The following is a 19,841-nucleotide window of genomic DNA, read 5'->3' on the forward strand; positions in this document are numbered from 1 at the left end:
TAGAGGGTCTTTTTTATTTGAAAGTGATAAAAAATATTAAATTCTAATGTGTTTTATGAATTAGGGGTAAGTCGTAGACTTTTTCACTGGTCTCGAACCGTCCCCATGTTCACAAGAACTGTCCCTATGTTTCTATTCATCTTATTGGTGGTTGTTTCATAGATATATAGTGGAGGGGTTGGACAAGGGTCTGGTCCGAAGTTTGTTTTGTATGAAGGGTGAGAGATGTGAAAAAAATAATTGGTAGTATTTTTATAATTGTGGTTATTTGTATAGGTTTTATTATAGCTAAAGACGACTCCTTTTCGATTGATAAGGTACACATCCACGCACATATTGCTACAGATGGGACCGTTCATGTGGAAGAACTGTATCACTATGCTTTTGACGATACAAACAATAAAATCATACGTACAATGCCTTCAACCGCAGAAAACTTGCAAGCATTTACTGTACCTAATGGAATGAAAGCACCAAGCATAGACACCGACAACCTGGATCCATTGGAAGTAGAAAAAATACATGATGCTTACCATATCAATCTCCAGCATACAACAGATGCAACGAAACGAATCATATATAGCTATACAGTAAAAGAAGCCGTTACCAAATACGAGGACATTGCAGATTTTCGTTATAACTTTTTCAATAACAGTAACTATGCAAGGCTTAATAATGTAACGGTTAGTCTCTCTAGACCACAAGCTACATTGCCAGAGAAATCTTTTATCTATTTTCACTCAAAAAATCAACCAAGCACTCTACAAACAAACAATATACTCCAATATTCCTATGACTCTGTATTACCGTCTAGATCCCATGATTTCCGTTTCCTTTTTCCAGCAACTGAATTAGTCGACCGTCCGACTGACGTTGATAAAAAAATGAAGCGAAAGCTATTTGCTTCAGAAAGCTCTTTACAATGGCGCTACCAAAACATCGAAGAAAACTTTAATAAGGCAATCCCATTCCTAGTCATTGGGATCCTTTTCACCATAATTATTGGGACTTGTCTCTTTTATTTTCATCCCAATAGAAAGAAGAGCCAACTGGCACAGCAAGAGTTGCTTACTCTTCTAGAAAAGTCAGACCCCTTGATTGTTTCTTACATCCATAAGGAAGGGAAATTTGACGATAAAGATTTAATCGCAGGCTTATTTTCCTTACATGATCGAGGACTGGTCACAATGACCGAAGTGCCTTCTGAACTGAATCTAGGGACAACCTTTCGTTTTACCTGGAAAAGATCACGTGAGAAGTTGCAAGAAAGTGACCAATATGTGAAGGACTGGTTGTTTACACAAGAGGACAAATATGGTTCTTACTTTCTTCTGGAATCTTTCGTCAATCCTGATGAAGCAACTACCCGTTCCGCAAAAAGAAAGTCACGCAAACAGTACAAGAAACGGTTACGCGAATGGTTCCAACTTGTGGAGGAGCAACCTGGTTTTAAAGAGAACCGCAAAACATATATTTCCTACTATTTATTTACTTCCATGCTTTTATTTTTCACAATTGGCATGTTCATCTACTTGTTGTTCCATAGTGTTTGGCCTAGAGAAATGCAATTCACGTGGACAATAATTATTACACTACTAGGATGTCTAATCGTCTGGGAAAAATATGATAGATTGCTAGTGGGGATATTCTTTGCTGTAATAGGACTTCTAGCTATTTTTATAACGATTTCAATTGCATCAATCCTATTCTTATTGCTTCTTATCGTTGCTGGTGGTTTTGCATTTATAACGCCAAGTACTTACTGGAACGCGGAGAACAGCTTCCTTCCATTTGCAATAAAACATGCTCGAAAAGAATTCCGAAAACAACGATATCCAATGGGAAACACACCAAAAACGATACAAAAACAACTGCAAATCGCAATCATAGTAGAACAAGAAGACGGCTTCGCGCACCAATGTCTCGCTGTGCCGCAAAGCCTATTAACAAACGGCCAATACCCCATGCTCCACAACCCAAACATCACAGCATTTACGTTTATGGAAACAGGGGGACGGTTCTTGCGTTTCCATTTGTGATAGCAGAAGTAAGAAGTACGTAGAGGGACGGTTCTTGCGTTTCCGTGGACAGGAGAAGAAAGAAATCTCGTCCCACGATGGTTTTGGATTAATATGTATAGAAAAAATACTAGAGGATTATGAAGGGAAGAAAACCATTAAGAACATAAAGAAAAAGTATGCATTCTATGATATTGTTTAATCGCCAAACCAAACAATAAAAAAGAGAGAGCATACTTTTATGAAATTTATTCTAACACGAAAAACAACAAAATTACATAACCAATATTTTACTCCACTTACCTTCCAACTCAAAATACAGCTAAAACTACTGGAAAACAACGATTTTCTATCCATATAGAAAGATAGATTGGATAACATTACCTTTGAAGATGACCATGGTTAAGAGTGGGCATTTTCACTAGGAACATCAAATGTCACTCATTCTCTCCCATCACCATTCAAGCATGCTTCTTTCCCTTTTTTCTGCAATGTTGTACTCTTAGAGTAGTGGGTAACTTTATTAATTAGGAGTGATCTGATGAGATATCGTCGTTTAGGAAGGTCAGGATTAAAAGTAAGTGAAGTAAGTTTAGGTAGCTGGTTAACATACGGTGCTTCTACCGAAAAAGACAGCGCTATCAAAACAATAGAAACCGCTTATGATTTAGGTATAAATTCGTTTGACACCGCCAATGTGTATGCAACTGGGGAGTCTGAAAAAGTCGTGGGAGAAGCATTAAGACCCTATGATCGCGAATCCTATGTTTTAGCGACAAAAGTATTTTGGCCGATGGGTGAAGGTCCTAATGATCGTGGCCTTTCTAGAAAGCATGTATTCGAACAATTACATGCTAGCTTAAAACGTCTAGGTGAAGACTACGTGGATATCTATTATTGCCATCGTTACGATCCAAAAACACCTGTAGAAGAAACACTGCGAACAATTGATGATATGGTTCGTCAAGGGAAAATTCTCTACGCTGGTGTTAGTGAATGGACAGCGCAACAAATCCAAGAAGCATTAGGAACTGCTGATAAATTCTTATTGGACAAGATTGTCGTTAACCAACCACAATACAATATGTTCCACCGTTATATTGAGGATGAAGTTTTGCCTATTAGCGAGAAGAATGGGATTAGTCAAATTGTATTTTCTCCACTTGCGCAAGGAGTACTTACAGGAAAGTATAGTTTGAATAATCGCAAAGCTGCTGGTAGTCGTGCTACTGATCCAAACGCAAATATGTTTATGGATCAATTCCTGAATGATGAAGTACTAGCAAAAGTGGAGAAGTTACAGGATGTTGCAAAGGACTTAGAGATCTCACTGTCTCAACTAGCAATTGCTTGGATCCTGCGTCAACCAGGTGTAGCAAGTACACTTGTAGGTTCTACGAAACCAGAACAAATCATTGAAAATGCAAAAGGATCTGAAGTAGATCTATCCGCAGAAGTGATTGAAAAAATAGAAGGAATATTGAGCTAATATGGAAACGGGGGGACGGTTCTTGTGTGTACAGTACACATAAGAACCGTCCCTCTGCATTTTTATAGTTCACACTTACGGAATCATGGGTGCTATCTTTGTTTCAACAGTCTTCTCAACTCATAATTATGGTAAAATCCAAGTAGTACAAAAGACCTTATTATATAGGGGAGGGAGAGATTGTATGAGAGTCATCATTTTCAGTATATTATTCACCATACTTCTATCCATAGGCAATTGTACCAGCGCAACGAGTTGGGGAAAAGTCCCACCAGATAAAGTTCGTGATCGTGCAGATGTAATCGTGGTTGGAGAATTTAACTTTGCCGGTGAAACAGCTGATGGGGAATTTATATTCTATGGGCAGGAATTCAATGTAGATTACGTTTATAAAGGGGAGAATGTATCAAAAGATCTGATCGTTGGGATTGATATGCTTGATGGTGGATGGGAGCAAGAGTTTCAACAAAAAGGTGGGAAGTTTCTTTTGCTTTTGGAGTATAAACCCGAATATGGTGATTTTCCTGTGCCAGTAGCTGGACCAAACGGGATGATTCGTGTGATAAATGGGGAAGTTTCAGAGGAAGAAAAACACAAGAACCATTACAATAAATTCTTAGATGAAAATACCCCCTTTTACGTAATACTCGATGGCAAAACCGAACGTAATATTGTACTTCTTATCTTTATAACAATTAGTGGAACAATACTTATTGTAGGAAACAAGATGTTTAAAAAGTATAGCCGGAAGAAAACGTGAACATGGGGACGGTTCCCCCGTTCACAAAATGTACAAACAGATAATCATGATACCATTCTCCCTCACAATCATGAATAGTGTAATCAGAAGAACCGTCCCCATGTTCACGAGAACTGTCCCTCTGTTTCCGAATTCACTCGGTTATCCCATGAGCACGGTTTTTGCTTTGTCGCTCATTTTTTCTGGTGTCCATGCTGGTTTCCATACGAGTTGGACGTCTACTTTTCCTACTTCGTCTAGAAAGTAGATGGCACTTTCTACACCTCCAACAATGCTATCGTGCAGTGGGCAACCTGGCGTGGTTAATGTCATCGTTACTATTACATCATTATTCTCCTTCACATCCACCTTGTAAATAAGTCCAAGGTCAACAATATTTATCCCAAGTTCTGGATCAATCACTTCGTAAAGCACTTCTGTTACTTTTTCTACTAAACCCAATCCATTCCCCTCCTTTCTATTTTTTTACCACAAGAACGATCGAAACAAAATACCCAATAGATGCGATTAGCATGACCACTAAAAAGAATGTAACAGCAAAGCTTAATTGAGGGATACCAAAGATCGCCAATCCAAGCGTACCAACTGTAAATACGCCAAAGAGTATGACGCCAAGTTTTTCATTAATCATGTCCTTTAGTAATGGTACATTTGCCTTTCCGACCTGATTCGAATATTTAAATGTCCACCATAAAAACGGAACAATTTTATACAGATATCCTAGAATGCTGAACATCACCCAACAGACAATGTATAAAAAGATAAGCCAACTCCAAACATGTTCGTCCTGCACTCCGAACATGCGCAAAATAACAATAGCCGTATGAATAAGCCAACCATACCCAATCGCTAGTAACGAAAAAACAAATGGACGATCGAGCCCTTTCTTCAGACGCTTGTTTAAAATTTCACGTATATCTAGACAAAAGCATGTAAAACCAACCCACAATAAACCCCATCCAACACTAGCAAGCGCTCCAAAATCTGTCCAAAAGGAAACGAGCAAAACGGCAAGGCCTAAAATATAACTGACAAAAGCAACGCCAGAGCCCTTCATACTGAAACCGTGACTTAAACTGAACATCGGAACGAGTTTATAAGAAAAACCAAAGATTAATAGCGTGAACCAGCCTGCTACTCCTAGCAAAATATGAGAATGTAGGATCGCACTATAATTGAATGATGTCCCGAACGCAATACTTGCTGCCAAAACTAACCCTGCACTAATGGTGATCAAGAAACATAGAAGTGCGGCCATAACAAATGAGGTAAGAATCGTTTTCTCTTCCTGTTTTTTTAGCGTCATGATCATTTGAAATAAGAATAATAGAATACCAATAATGAGAATGATAGCTCCATATACAGTAAGGTTTATTTTCCAACCTAGTAGAACAGAAAACACAATAATGCCAACTGCTGTGATGACAAATTGGATAAAACCAAGTTTCTCACTCCAAATCGGCGTAAGAAAGGCAACCGGCACTAACTGATACATCGCTCCCATAATGACCATCACTACCCATCCCAATAATAGAAAATGAGCACCCATTAACACTTCTGGTATTCGAAATGCTCCACTTGTTAGTGCCCCACTGTTCATTAAAAAGATGAACTGTGCAACCACAAATGCAACGAGTCCAAAGAAGATAAAGGAAAGAGGGAGCTTAATGTTTGTTTCCGTTTTTTTGTTGACACGTAAACCATCCATTAAGCCACCCCGTGTTTGGTGATGGTAATTGCAAAACTTCCATCTTCTTGTTCCTTCACTTCGTATTTATGCCCTTGATCATCTAGTTCCGGAAACAAAAACATCGGTCTACGGTCATTAATAATGGTCAGCTGTTGCCCAGATTCCAAATCTTCTAAGGCAGATAGCGTTCGCATCATTGGCTGCGGCGGTTGTAAACCTCGATTATCTAAAATCATCATGCCTCTTCATCCGCTTTCGTAAAAGTAATCTTCCATTGTTTTGTCTCGATTCGCTCCGATTCATGTGTAAACCCCTTTTTCCCTAACGCTTTGAAAAGAGGAAAAGGATTAAACGGCGCATGTAAAATAAACTGCCCGCCAGGTTGTACCGCTTCAGCTGCCTCCATTATTTTCTTAAAAGGCTCCATCCCCTTTTTTATATCATCTCTTACATCGACTTCGTTCAATGTCTTATTTTCACTCATTAAAGCCACCTCCAAAACGTTATACTCCTATGATAATCATTATCAATTACTTATGAAGTGACCCAAATCACTTAACGAAAAGAAACATAGAGTTGGAAACAGGGGGACGTACCTCGGAAACACGGGGACGGTTCTTCCGTTTCCAACAGAAGAACCGTCCAGAGGGAATAAAATCTTAAAAACAAAAAAGGCTTAACCCAAGGTACTTTCCTACCTCAGATTAAGCCCTATTTAGTCAGGTTAAATTAGGACGCAAAAGAACCGTCCCCTCGTTCACGTTCTGCATTGTCCACAATTGCTTTTTGTTGCCATTTTTTGCTACGCCAACGCAGAAACATGAGTGTGCCTCGTAACCATTCGTCGATAATAATGGCGATGGTAACCCCAATCAGTCCATAGCCTAAAGGAATTCCGAGTAGATATGCAACCGGCACACTTACACCCCACATGGAAAGAATCCCTATCATAACCGGGAATCTCGCATCCCCAGCTGCACGAAGCGAGCTAATAATAACTAGATTAAACGTTCGGCCTGGCTCTAACACAACACCTAGGAATAAGATAATTGCACCTAAAGCAATAATCTCTGCATCCTGCGTAAAGAAACCAAGTAGAAATTCGCCAGCAAATGCAATCGTGCTTCCAGCAACTAATGCTACCACGATTGAAATTTTTAACCCACGATACATTTGTCTGTTTGCTTCCTCAATCTTACCAGCGCCAATGAGTTGACCAATCATTATTTGCATCCCTTTTGAAACCGCAAACGAGAAAATGGTCATAAAGTTCATGATATTTTGTGTGTACACTCTAGTCGCGAGAGCATTTGCACCTAGCAACGTTATAAAAAACGTAATCGTAAGCTGGCTTAAATTATGAGATAAATGCTCTCCAGCAGCTGGCACACCAATACCCAATATCTTTTTCACGTATTCTTTCTTTAACTTGAAGTAATCCTCTACTTTGATCTTGATGGTTGTACGTTGATATAGCATGACTAATAATACAATCATAGCTAGCGCACGACATACTGCGGTAGAAATCGCTACCCCCATTACCCCAAGTTGTGGGACACCAAGCGCACCGAAAATAAATAAATAGTTTCCAAATATGTTCAGGATATTCATCCCAAGTGCAACGTACATAACATCTTTTGTTAAGCCCTGCGCTTGGAGAACAGAGAAGATCGTAACCACCATTGCTTGTGTAAACAGCGTACCACCAACGATCAACATATATATATATTGGCATATTCCATTAGATCAGGTGCTAAGTTAAACATGTTTAAGAACGGGTGGCGGAAAATTACCACCGCAGCACTGATTACTATTCCAAACAACAAATTAAGCACTAAAGCGTTTGCAATTGTGATGCTGACGTCCTTTAGTTTCCACGCACCATAGAATTGAGCTACGACAACACCTGAACCCATTGCAGTAAAATTAAATAGGACAAAGGTGAACATCATAATTTGGTTTACAACACCGATTGCTGCTACCGCATCGTCGGAAATAAAGCTAAGCATAAATATATCTGAGATATTTAAAAACGTTTGCAAAAATACTTCAATAAAAATCGGCCACGTAATCGAAAAAAGCGTAACCTTCTTCAACGTTGACTGATTATCTAATGCCTTACTCATTGACCTTTCCCCACTTCACTATACGTGACTCGCCCATGATGACTGTATTCACTTTTTTGTCTCTCCTCTATTGTTCTACACAAAATTTATACTACTACTCTAGAATGCTACCATAATACATTCAACAGTAGTACACTTTTCCCTCTGTAAATAGAACCCAACTATATTTTTCAAAGGATTATCTATAGGATGAAGGGGGTAAATGGGGGAGTGTATGTAAACAGAGGGACAGATCTTGGAAGCATGGGGACGGTTCTCCCGTTTCCAAAATGTCTTTACAATCTAATGTTGTGAACAGGAGAACCGTCCCCACGTGTACAAGGTCTGTCCCTCCGTTCACGCCATACCGCGCCATACCGTGCCGCGCCGCACTTCACACCTGTTCTCCTGTGTTAGCTCCAAGAAGTTATGTATAATTCAATCCAGTTGTCGAAGGAAATGGAATAGGGAAAGCATCGACAGTTTCCTGTTGAAGCCGCTTCACTTTAGGATTATCTGGCTCTGGGTCAAACAAAAGCGAGACGAATTGATTTGGGCTTACCATTGTTGTGACCGTTTCTGTTGCTACCTCAACATGCTCGTCCATTGCATTAACCTTTAACTGAATAGGTCCTCCATACTTCTCCTTGTTCACATATGGATAAAGTTGTTGTAACAAGCGTTCAGCATGTACTACCTTTATCGTCCCTTGATTCTGCTTCGTCTCTACCGGCCGTCCTTTTAGTCTAGCTTTTAACTCAATGTCATACCATGGTACATCTATTCCTATCCCCTCTAATGCATACGCTTTCACCGCATAGTCCAACATATCCACTATATCCTGGGCATCACCAGCCCATTCAATTGCAGTTGCATTATTATCGTAATCACCTAAAGAAACCTCATTCGGCAAACCTACAGTAATAAAACCAGAAACGATGCCCGCTCTCTCTATGACTATTATTTTTTGTTCAAGCTTTCTGTAATTTGCATAGGCCTTTGCTTCCAATAAAACTGCTAAATCAGACACACTTTGATCAAAAGCAACTTTCCGCTCTGAAGCTAACCTCGCAATCGATAACAGATCCGCTCCACCCATCTCGCGAATAGTATAAGTTGATGGTGAATCCGCATGCTGAGCATTCCCACCAGAATAGGAGTAGCGAAAAAATTGGCCAAACGGATAACAATCCACCTTTCGATATAAAGGTCGATCACCAGATACAAGTAAAAGCGATGCATCCGTTGTTTGAAGGAAAGCATCGATCTCCTCTAACATCTTAGTCGCAATCCCTTGTCCCTGATAATCCGGGTCAGTACAGACCGATCCTAGCGCATAGAGACTGATCCCAGCATCACCAACTCGCACTGTAAAAGGAACAAGTCCCATAAATGCGACCAGTTTCCCTTCCGCAAATGCACCAAACGAGTGATTATATTTATTTCTAGAAAACATGAATGGAAATGCAACATGCATAGACCCCTGTCCTGGATTATTAAACGTCTGATTCGACAAGTTGATCGCAGCTTCCAAATCGTCTGGTTGAATTTTCCTTATCACAACCATTAAATCACCTCATTTTATTAATACCAATATAATAATCAGGAGAACCGTCCCCATGTTCACGAGGTCTGTCCCCCTGTTTCCACCAGATCCTGCTTTAGTTTGTATGTTTTTTTAGCACGTCTACGAGGCCGTGGTTGATTTTACAGTTTTTTAATGCAAAAGATGCCATAATGTCATCAATCTTTTCTTCTGATAATCCTTTAAATAGTTTCACGTACGCTGGTTGAATCAGGGCACCAGTATAGACTGTTAGAACAGATTGCGAGAGTGCCGCCACATTGTATGCATGGTTTAGATCATCATCACCAATTACTTTTTCCAAATGCTTAGCTAGCTCGTCTACATGCCACCTCGCTTTCATCCCTGGTAGCCAAATCATCCAATCATCCGTGTTAAGCTTATGTTTCATTTCAACAATTGAAGCAATCCGCTGCATATACTCAGATTCTGGATCGAGCATCGCTAACCCCATAACACCTACATCCTTATACGTCCACGTCGTCCAATGTGCACCGAACTCTTCAAAAATACTAATCTGATCATCCATCGCTCGTAGTCTGTCTGGTATCTCTTGTTCTGGTCCATTGTAGACAGAGCCAAATTCCCCTACCCACAGGGGCACCTTGTGTTTCTGCGCGTAGACTGACCCTTGATGATCAGTAAAAACTTGCCGTTGTTTGTCTCGGTCCCAATAAAGTCCACTATCGATGCGGGCCGTTTTTGCATCTGCAATACCTGGATACGGTCCAGGTCCAAACCCTGCGGCAGTATAATTGTGACTGCTGTAAACTAGATTGTCAGCGAATGGTGCTTCCATTCCGTCAAAGAACTTAGAATAGTTGTCGCCTTCTAGAATAATAATGTGATCGGGGTCAATTTTACGAATCGCTTCTACCGCACGCCGATTTACGCGGTTAAGTCGTTCCCAATCTGCCTTGTAGTTGTTGAAAAAAGTATGTGGGTAATCTCCATGAGGTGTATTGGAGCAAGGTTCATTCATTAAATTATAGCCAGCGACTACCGCTCTATTTTTATAACGTCGTGCAAATTCCTCCCATAACGCAACAAAACGATCTTGATACGTTTTATCATGCCAAAACAAGCTCTGCCTATGGTCATTATCAGAGTGCCAATGGGTATTCTGCCAACCCTGCACTGCATGAAGGTCAAAAATAATGTAGACACCGTGTTTTTCGCACAAGTCTACAATTGCGTCTAGCTTTTGGAATCCTTCTTCCTTGTACACAAACGGATTCTCGTCATCCTCAAAATGACGATAGTTCAGCGGCAATCGAATCGTATTTCCACCCCAACTCTTAATAAACGCAATATCGTCTTCTCCGAAAAAGTAGTGCTGCATTCGCTCAAATAAAAATTCCGCTTTAGCTCGTCCTAAAATAGATGCCGCCGTATCACGTAACCCATGCTCAGAACCTGTAAATCCATTAATAAAGTCCTCCATATTCAACCAACCACCAACACAAGTGCCCCTAAGTTGAACCGTACTCCCATCTTCCCGAACAATCCTATCCTGATTCACCTGTAACAAATCCATCAACTAACACCCACCCCTCAATCAGAATTTCAACCTACTAATAAAATTCCATCAAACTCCCCATAATCCTCCCTCCAAAATGGAAACATGGGGACGGTTCTTGCGTTTCCATTTTCATGTTTCCACATTTCCAAGTACGGACGTTAATCCACTAATTTCCAAAAAAGAAGCAAAAGAACCGTCCCTATGTTTCCAAGAACTGTCCCTCTGCTTCCAACGGATCTTTCATTTCCGTATATTTATGTTCTGTTATTAGGTTCCTCTGACTTTTGCTGTGACTTCGTTTTCTTTTATTTTCTCTGCGACTGCTTCCGTTAGATGTTTTACATTTTTAGGAACAAATGATTTGAGTATAGGGTTAATGATTTTCCTCTTCATTCCAGTCGCATCTATGTTTAAGTGACCCGTCATCTTTGTTTTCGTGTCGGATAGCTTCTCCGCCTCAAAATAGCCATTACCTGCAAACTTCTCATTGATACCTGTTAGATCAAAGGTGACTTTGGCTGGCTCCTGCCATTTGGTTATATCAATTTTCATATGAATCGTTTTTTTAAATTTGCCGATGTCCCCTTTAAACTTCCATGTCGACTCATTTTCGCTAAGTATCTCATGTTCCATATAACCAGGAACCAATGGTGCCCACTTGTTCATATCGCTAATAAAGTTCCATATGTGTCGGTTCGGGATGTTTATTTCTACAGAATGTTCTCCGCTCGGCATACTAGACCCTCCTATTTTTTATAGTTACTTAAATGTATAGCAAACCTATCCATATTATTACAAAGAAAAATAAAAAACCCGAGTTGGAAACATGGGGACGGTTCTTGTGTACACAATAGCATGTAGCACTCACCATCAGAATCCACAACGAGTACGAAACCAACATCCTTCACCACAAAAAAGCATTGCCCACATTAGTTTTCCACTAATGTGGGCAATACACTTTTCATGATTAGAAAGAGACTCTTAACTAGTAGCATCCTTTCGCTTACTACAGCGAATAGAACCCACAACACTCCGCGTCAATTGGAAACGAAAGAACCGTCCCTCTGTTTCCATTTTTCTGATGAATGGGGTTGGCTGAAGTAATAGCCTTGGACGTAGTTGCAGTTTTCTTTTAGTAGTAGTCTTCTTTGTTCTTCTGTTTCTACGCCTTCAGCTGTTACCGTTAGTTCTAGCGAGTGGGCCATAGCAATGATTGCTCTTACGATTGCTGCATCATCTTTATCAATATGCATGTCATGGATAAATGATTTATCAATTTTAATATTCGTGATTGGTAGTTGTTTTAAGATCGCTAAAGAAGAGTAGCCAATCCCGAAATCGTCAATTGCTATATTGATACCAATCTCACCAAGTTCCCGAAGCATGCTCATACTATTTTCCACATTTTTAATAGCGGTACTTTCCGTTACTTCCAAACACAAGTATGCTGGAGGAAGGCCTGTTTCGTCTAAAACGTGCTTCACTTGTTCTACAAATGTTTTCTCTTGAAGCTGCCTCGCCGAAATGTTTACAGAAACAATAGTTGGTGGAAACCCTTGCTCCATCCATTTTTTATTTTGCAGACAAGCTTCTTTTAACACCTTAAGACCTATTGGAATAATTAATCCTGTCTCCTCTGCAAGCGGGATAAATTCCATTGGCCCCACAATACCACGTTCTGGTGAGTTCCATCGTAATAAAGCTTCCATCCCAATAATCCTATTACTCTCCAGATCTATTTGTGGTTGGTAATATAGTATAAACTCCTCTCGCTCAAGTGCTTTACGAAGTTGATTTTCCATTACAAAACGTTCCACAGTTAATGAGTTTAATTCTGATGAAAAAATCTCCATCTGGTTTTTTCCATTTTCCTTCGCTCTGTACATAGCCATGTCAGCACATCGCGTTAATTCGTCAAATGCCTGACCATTATCCGGATATAGGCTAATGCCGATACTTGCAGATGTGAAGACATCATGATTTTGAATGGAAAATGGTTCCTTGAATTGATCAATAATTCTGTTCGCAACAAGTTCTAACTCCGCTACATCATTAATATGGGATAACAGAATAATAAATTCATCTCCACCCAGTCGTGCAACCGTGGAATGTTCGCTACTTGACCTTGAGACTGTGTCGGAACACCTTATCGTATTCTCCAACACCCTCGCTACTTGTTGAATTAATTGATCACCAGCATGGTGCCCAAGCGTATCATTAATTACTTTAAATCGATCTAAATCAATCATCATAATCCCTAATTTATAATTATAACGATCTGCTTGAGCCATATATAGCTTTAACCGATCACGAAGCAACTGTCGATTCGGTAGCCCGGTTAATCCATCATGAAAAGCTAAGTGCTTAATCTGTTCCTCCGCCATTTTTTTCTCAGAGATATTTGTAATCGAGCCAATGATTCGAATTGCTTGCTCATCCTGATTTCGAATCGAGTCCCCTGTCACATACACCCATATTATCTCGCCACTCTTACCTTGAATACGTAATTCTGTCTTTAAAGGAGCTCCTTCGTTTAAATGTTCGTCAAAGTTATGTTTTACACGATGATAATCCTCGCGATGAACAAGCTCTAAAAACGAGTGGTAGTCGCTAGGTAACGCTTCTCCGATTAAATTAAAAATATCATGACTTCGAACATTCCATTGTATTTGATTTCCACTAATATCCCAGTCCCATATACCATCATTGGTTGTCCTAGAAACAATCTCTAGTTGTTCCGCAATCGATCGAATTTGTTGGAACAACTCGTCACGCTCGAGTGCAGAAGCAGAAATAGTAAAACTGATCAGTGTTATGTCCGTCTGAGAGATTAAGACGAGTTCATCCACCTGACCTACAATTGCAATGAATCCCCAATCGCCACGTTCATTTCGAATGGATTGGACACGAACATAATCGTTTTTTCTTATTTCTGGTAACCACTCTGTTGGCGGGAATTGTTCGAGTGGAACTTTTGCACCAATTGGTACCGGATGATTATCAAAATTGCTAAATGCTTGTGTGACGATCAAATTTTTCTGTTCAGGATCGTTTTTATCCCACAAAGCAAGACATCCCCAGTCACTTTTTTCGCTAAACATGTTTGCAAAGTTAAAATTTTTCTCCCTTGTTGCGGACGCCCATCTCTCCACAAACTGATCATAGCGTTTTATAAGATTATCTAAAGTTGCATTTGACTCTTGTAATTGTTTCTGAACATTAACAGTAGGTTCAACCGTTTTGGTAGTTGGACACCCGCAAGATAATCGCTTTACAAGCTTCGTATCAATGCTGGTAAAATCACTATCCATCACTTCTCCGTTCATCATCCGATAAAGGACGTTGAAACTGGCTTTTGCCAAGTCAGTAAATGACTGACTTACAGTTGTTAATGGTGGATTAAACGTTGCAGAAGACTCCAAATCATCGTAACCTACCACTGCTATATCTTCAGGGACTCGGTATCCTGCTTCCTTCAACCTTTCAATGGTACCCATGGCATTTTGATCAGTTGCGGCAAAAATGGCGGTGAAGTCAATACCTTTTGCTAACATGGTTTCAGCTGCAACGATCCCACCTCGACGGAGTGCATTGCTCGTATGAAAAACCAAGTTTTCATCAAACGGAATCTCCACTTCGGAAAGCGCTTCCAAATAACCACTATATCTTTCTATCATATCCAAATGCTCATTATTACCAACAAATGCAATTCGCTTATGTCCATGTTCTTTGATTAAATGTAAAACAGCTTCCTTTGTTGATGGTTGATTTTCAACTACAAGAGAGTGACAGTTAATTGCACTTTCTTGATAACCAATCGTAACAATGGGCTTACCTGAAGATTCTATCTTATGCAACAGTTCTGGTGCTAATGGCAATACCGACTGTGGGTTTGTCATTAAAATATACCCATCTAAAACCGATGTTGACACTTCATAATTAAAAGCAACTGGATTTTGCACACTAGCTCTTGCTAGAATTGTGTAAATCGTAGAATCATGTTTATTTGCCTCATTAAGTAGTTCTACAAATATTTTCCCGTAATAATAACCATCAAGAAAGGGGGTCAACAAACCGATTCGCTTCTTGATTTTCATAAGCAATACCTCCTTTACGTTACCGACTATATAACTACAATAAGCTGCAATTTTATATCCAATAGATTATAAATTCTACATATTTTCCCATAAACCTTCTAGGACTTTAGTAACAAATTTATTTTATTTTAGAAAAGTGGAAACATGGGGACGGTTCTTGTGTTCACAAAATGTTTCTATAATCACAAGGAAAGTGCAACCTCACCCTATTTCGTATATTAAAAATCCCTAATCAAACGTGATTAGGGTACATAGACAAACACGTAAATCGAGATGTCATAAAAGTCTTATTCTCGGTACTTATATTCTATCATATTTTTGCCGTATTGTGTGATTTACTATAGTAACACTACCCTATACCCTTCTCCCCGTTTCAAGTGGAAGAGAACTCCGTCGTTGTACGAAGCAACTTACATATATGATAGAATTAGGTACTAAATATTTATTTCATAAAACCGGATGAGTAAAATACTAGACACTAGATGAATAGCTTTTTACTTTAATTATATAATTCTCTCATGAACGAGAAATTAGTTCGCTGATAACATATACAAAATTAAAAATAAAACGAAATGGAAACACAAGAACCGTCCCCCTGTTTCCAAAGAAAGGAATGCTTGTATGGTGATTGATGATGATTTGAAGTGTTTTGTTCGTTATTTGTTGGATGCGGATGAGCAAAAGGCCTGGGAATTTTTATATTCTTATATTATAGACGGTAAAGATAGCCTTTATATTTTTGAACAAGTATTAACACCTGCGTTGCGATATATCGGTTACCTTTGGGAAGAAAATGCAATTTCTGTAGCTGATGAGCATATCGCTTCAAGTATTTGTCATTTCCTTATGACTAAATATAGTGTAGTATCGGAAACAGGAAAGACTAATGTAGCAAAAGACAAACCAAAAGCCATGTTTACTTGTGTAGAAGGAGAAGAGCACGCACTTGGTCTGAAAATGGTTGCCGCGTTATTCGATGAGTATGGATGGGATACACGCCTGATGGGTTCCAATACCCCAACAACCGATATTATTGCGTTTGCCAACAGATGGAGACCAGATATTATTTGTCTATCTCTTTCCACCGTTTATAGCATTCCTCACCTTATACAGACGATTAAGGCACTTGAAAAACTATCCTTTAACCCACAAATCATCATAGGAGGTAGGGTAATTTCTATATATACATTAGATGAATTTATTTCTGAAAACTTAAAAATATTTAAAGATTTAACTAGCTTAAATGAGTGGTTAAGGACAAATAAGGAGCATCAAAACAAATATGTTACCAACTGAAAAAGGGTATATTTCAAACGTTCCATTTCCATATCTAAATCTAGATAGTGACCTTAACATACTTGGCATATCGAATGAAACGATGTCCCATTTTCCTAATGCAGATAATTTTCTTGATTTAGTTGACCTTGATAGTAGAAAAAAAGCAACTAAATTTATTAAACCGAACTTGCAAAACGTGAAAATTGAGTTAAACATGATGACAATGGATCAACCAATTACGTTATATGACATATTCGTTCAATGGGATGACGAAAATACAGTTAACGTGTTTTGCATAAAAAAACAGGAAAGCATTGTCCAGATTCAAGAAATAGTCCAACGAATAGAAGATAGAATGATTCACGGAAACCTAACTACAACACAACAACAAGAGGAATTAGAGCAAACACTCCAAAAAATGGAAGAAATCATTAGTCAACAGGATGATCAGAATACGTTAAGTACACTGTTACATACCTTAGCAACGGAAGTAAAAGAACCGCTATCCAATGTTAAAGGTTTTATAAATCTAATGAAAACAGAAATGGTAGATCCTGACGATAGCTACTATGCTGAAGTTGCACTCGACGAGCTAGAAAAAGCAAATAATATTATTTATCAATTTATTGTAGCTTCTAGTCCGCCAGAACCAAACTTCGAACAAGTAAGCATCCAAAAACTGTTATCTCAATGGGTTTACGCTTGCAAGGACGAAGTAGAACTGTCAGGATATCAAATTAAATATGTAAAAGAACAAATTTTGCCAAATCTAGCAATCGACACCAAGCAAATAAAACAAGTACTGCTTAACCTAATAAAGAACAGTATCGAGGCGATGGATCGAAGTACTCGAGACAAAAAAATGGGACAGATCATAATCAGAACTAGGTTAACGCATAAAGGAATTCAAATTTCTGTTAGCGATAACGGAATTGGAATGGATGTATGGGTAAAAAAGAAGCTCTTCACACCATTTTTTTCAACGAAAGAAAAGGGTGTTGGAAAAGGGCTATCCGTTTGCAGAAAAATTATCCACAATCATGGAGGCAGTCTAGATGTAGATTCGACATTAGGACAAGGCTCAACATTTTACATCCTGCTCCCTATTTCCGAATAAGTTAATATATAACCGAGATCTTGTTTATATTGGCCAGTTTAAATCATTACATGATATGAACACCAGCATATACCTATATATACGGGTCCGGTTTGTAGTTATTCAATTGTGCGTTTTTTGATGGTAACATGTCGTATCTATTCAGAGTGGGGAAATCACGGTAGTAATGGAAAACTCGAAGTAAACCACGCCAAGTAGAACTTCAAAAACTCCTTGAAGCAAATTTTTTTAAGACTTATATTAGGATGAAAATAACGTTATGTAGATATAGATGGATCATTAGATAAACAAAACTCTGTATCACTAACAAAACATTAAACTATTACTGTATAATTCTACCCCGACTTTTCCTCTATTATGGCAAGCTGCCTTTTTTCAATTTCCTTTTCCAAATTCTTAATAAACTCTTCCTCTAACTTTAATTCAATCGCTTTATAATAAGCTTCCAACAACTTTTCATCAGGCAAATTCAAAACAAAAACTCCTTACTATTCTTTGTTGAAAATTACTCACAAAAACTACTATACAAAAAAACCCCCACCTTGTAAATAATACAACATAAGTTGACAGAAGATTCAGTAAATATGAACACCGGGACGGTTCTCCTGCTTCTTTTTATTTGTCATCTATATTATGTTCAACTAAAAGAATCAGTCCCACTCTCCCCTTAAAACTTGCTTTTCTCAAAATTCATATATTACTCTTCAAAACACCCTTAAAATTGAATTTTCACCTAGCGAAAATTCAATTTTGACCACTTTTTCTACATAATTCAACTAGAAGAAACTTCAAATTCTCTTTCTGCATTAATTACAAGATAAATCTATACTACAGCTACCGGCGGAATAATGCATAAAGGCGCCTTTATAGAACGAGGCTTATATGGTAGATACACAAATCAATGACTTCGAGGATTTATTAAGTCATCATGAAAACATAATTTATCACATTATAAACAAATACGGGATACGTGATCCAGAAAAAGAATTTTATCAAGATGGTGTTATTGCATTATGGCAAGCTGCTGCATCATATGATGAGAGTAAAGGGAAATTTTCTAGTTATGCCTATTTTAAAATTGAAAAAGAAATATTAAGCATGATAAGAATTCGTATTCGTCAGATCGAGAAACAGGAAGCATACAAAAAACAGTTAGAAAACAGAGGAAATATAGGAAAAACACACCTCGAACTCGGTTTTGATCCGTACCTATTTCAAATGATTGAGCAAGTATTAACTAAAAACCAAATGAAATGGTTTAGTTTATACGTCTTGCAGGATTTAACCATAAAAGAAATCGCTCAACAAGAAGATGTCACCTTAGACGCTGTAAAAAACTGGGCAAGACTAGCAAAGCGCAAAATAAAAAAAGTGTTAGAACAATAATGGAAACATGGGGACGGTTCTCCTGTTCACGCTAACTAATGTTCAAGGAAACGCAAGAACCGTCCCTCTGTTCACGTTTATCTAAGTAAATAGGGGGAATATATATATATTAGCTACTTGATCATTTCCCCTTGCTCTTCCCCCTGGTCACGGCATCTTTTGTTCCTATAGATTTCAGGTATGATAAACAACCATTAGTAGCTAGAAACATTCCAACAATCAAGATGGTGCATACAATAAATAAAAAAATGAAGGTGGTGAAATCTTTGGGTTACAAATATTTAGTTTTCTGCGAAGACTGTGGTTGTCCTACTGAAATAACTACACATGTTTTATATCATTACTTTAGCAATCAGGCCGTAGAGGTTGTCTATTGTCATCACTGTTTAAGCAAAAACAAAATACCGACTTACTTGAAGAAAATCGCCAAAGAGCTGAATTGAACGAACTACCTGCTACACATTTCACAAAAATAAACTAAGCCAGGTGATTATTTTGATCAAAGCAAAAACGCACGAAAGTGATTCCCTTCAATTGTAAAGAGGTAATTTCCGAATGGTCAGATTTTATTAACCTTGGAGATTACCTCTTTATAGTTGAAATGAAATCTTCTATAATTGCTAAAAGTTTGATCAACTAATACATATACAGTAGGTATTGAGGTTGTATAGATGTTGGAGGATTAAGAGTTTAACTGTTTTATATGCGACTAATAATTTTAGCGGCGTGGTTGCACTTAGTGGAAGCTCACTTGTAGTGGGTCTCTAGTATTAAAGATCAGCAAATTAATTTGT

The 19,841-nt window shown here is 38.5% G+C and carries 17 protein-coding genes; 6 read left to right on the plus strand and 11 right to left on the minus strand.

The annotated features are described in order from the left end of the window. Positions 1-227 precede the first annotated feature (227 nt). From NYQ66_RS12845 to NYQ66_RS12855, 3 genes are all read left to right on the plus strand, one after another. The gene (locus NYQ66_RS12845; protein ID WP_259870046.1) at positions 228-2,039 is read left to right on the plus strand and encodes a DUF2207 domain-containing protein; all 1,812 of its coding nucleotides are present in this window, start codon (positions 228-230) and stop codon (positions 2,037-2,039) included. 520 nt (positions 2,040-2,559) lie between these two features. Beyond that, positions 2,560-3,507 carry an aldo/keto reductase family protein gene (locus NYQ66_RS12850; protein ID WP_259870047.1) on the plus strand — a complete coding sequence of 316 codons (948 nt, stop codon included), beginning with the start codon at positions 2,560-2,562 and terminating at the stop codon, positions 3,505-3,507. Between the two features lie 184 nt (positions 3,508-3,691). Then, complete coding sequence (locus tag NYQ66_RS12855) at positions 3,692-4,267, plus strand: hypothetical protein (protein WP_259870048.1); 576 nt, start codon at positions 3,692-3,694, stop codon at positions 4,265-4,267. Between the two features lie 141 nt (positions 4,268-4,408). Here the strand turns inward: NYQ66_RS12855 and NYQ66_RS12860 are convergent, their stop codons facing one another. The 10 genes from NYQ66_RS12860 to NYQ66_RS12905 form a co-directional block, all read right to left on the minus strand. Next, positions 4,409-4,708 carry a metal-sulfur cluster assembly factor gene (locus NYQ66_RS12860; protein ID WP_259870049.1) on the minus strand — a complete coding sequence of 100 codons (300 nt, stop codon included), beginning with the start codon at positions 4,706-4,708 and terminating at the stop codon, positions 4,409-4,411. Between the two features lie 16 nt (positions 4,709-4,724). Then, complete coding sequence (locus tag NYQ66_RS12865) at positions 4,725-5,975, minus strand: hypothetical protein (protein ID WP_259870050.1); 1,251 nt, start codon at positions 5,973-5,975, stop codon at positions 4,725-4,727. After that, positions 5,975-6,193 (minus strand): DUF2249 domain-containing protein, encoded by a 219-nt coding sequence (locus NYQ66_RS12870; RefSeq protein WP_259870099.1) that lies wholly within the window; start codon positions 6,191-6,193, stop codon positions 5,975-5,977. Before NYQ66_RS12870 ends, NYQ66_RS12865 begins: the two co-directional genes overlap by 1 nt. Beyond that, on the minus strand, positions 6,193-6,441 hold the full coding sequence (locus NYQ66_RS12875) for a DUF2249 domain-containing protein (protein WP_259870051.1): 249 nt from the start codon (positions 6,439-6,441) through the stop codon (positions 6,193-6,195). The genes NYQ66_RS12870 and NYQ66_RS12875 overlap by 1 nt, the downstream gene beginning before the upstream one ends. 245 nt (positions 6,442-6,686) lie before the next feature. Then, positions 6,687-7,676, minus strand: a complete 990-nt coding sequence (locus NYQ66_RS12880) for an MATE family efflux transporter (RefSeq protein WP_259870052.1) — start codon at positions 7,674-7,676, stop codon at positions 6,687-6,689. Next, a complete protein-coding gene (locus NYQ66_RS12885) occupies positions 7,670-8,083 on the minus strand; it encodes an MATE family efflux transporter (protein ID WP_259870053.1) in 414 nt (137 codons plus the stop codon). The genes NYQ66_RS12880 and NYQ66_RS12885 overlap by 7 nt, the downstream gene beginning before the upstream one ends. A 406-nt stretch (positions 8,084-8,489) precedes the next feature. Continuing rightward, positions 8,490-9,629, minus strand: a complete 1,140-nt coding sequence (locus tag NYQ66_RS12890) for a GNAT family N-acetyltransferase (protein ID WP_259870054.1) — start codon at positions 9,627-9,629, stop codon at positions 8,490-8,492. Positions 9,630-9,723: 94 nt separating this feature from the next. Beyond that, positions 9,724-11,184: a glycoside hydrolase family 5 protein gene (locus NYQ66_RS12895; RefSeq protein WP_259870101.1), complete on the minus strand. Its 1,461-nt coding sequence runs from the start codon at positions 11,182-11,184 to the stop codon at positions 9,724-9,726. A 252-nt stretch (positions 11,185-11,436) separates the two neighbouring features. After that, positions 11,437-11,904 (minus strand): CoxG family protein, encoded by a 468-nt coding sequence (locus NYQ66_RS12900; RefSeq protein WP_259870055.1) that lies wholly within the window; start codon positions 11,902-11,904, stop codon positions 11,437-11,439. A gap of 302 nt (positions 11,905-12,206) precedes the next feature. Beyond that, a complete protein-coding gene (locus NYQ66_RS12905) occupies positions 12,207-15,266 on the minus strand; it encodes an EAL domain-containing protein (RefSeq protein ID WP_259870056.1) in 3,060 nt (1,019 codons plus the stop codon). Between the two features lie 624 nt (positions 15,267-15,890). Between NYQ66_RS12905 and NYQ66_RS12910 the strand changes: the two genes are divergently transcribed. Continuing rightward, complete coding sequence (locus tag NYQ66_RS12910) at positions 15,891-16,562, plus strand: cobalamin B12-binding domain-containing protein (RefSeq protein WP_259870057.1); 672 nt, start codon at positions 15,891-15,893, stop codon at positions 16,560-16,562. Next, entirely contained in the window at positions 16,549-17,661 is a 1,113-nt protein-coding gene (locus tag NYQ66_RS12915; RefSeq protein WP_259870058.1) for a two-component system sensor histidine kinase NtrB, read from the plus strand. Before NYQ66_RS12910 ends, NYQ66_RS12915 begins: the two co-directional genes overlap by 14 nt. Positions 17,662-17,996: 335 nt before the next feature. On the opposite strand, the gene sda is transcribed toward NYQ66_RS12915, so the two are convergent. Continuing rightward, complete coding sequence (sda, locus tag NYQ66_RS12920) at positions 17,997-18,134, minus strand: sporulation histidine kinase inhibitor Sda (protein ID WP_259870059.1); 138 nt, start codon at positions 18,132-18,134, stop codon at positions 17,997-17,999. Positions 18,135-18,543: 409 nt separating this feature from the next. Here sda and NYQ66_RS12925 point away from each other — a divergent pair, with 409 nt between their 5' ends. Continuing rightward, complete coding sequence (locus tag NYQ66_RS12925; protein WP_259870060.1) at positions 18,544-19,047, plus strand: sigma-70 family RNA polymerase sigma factor; 504 nt, start codon at positions 18,544-18,546, stop codon at positions 19,045-19,047. The last annotated feature ends 794 nt before the right edge of the window (positions 19,048-19,841 follow it).

Source organism: Aquibacillus koreensis (assembly GCF_025154055.1).
Taxonomy (GTDB): Bacteria; Bacillota; Bacilli; order Bacillales; family Amphibacillaceae; genus Aquibacillus_C; species Aquibacillus_C koreensis.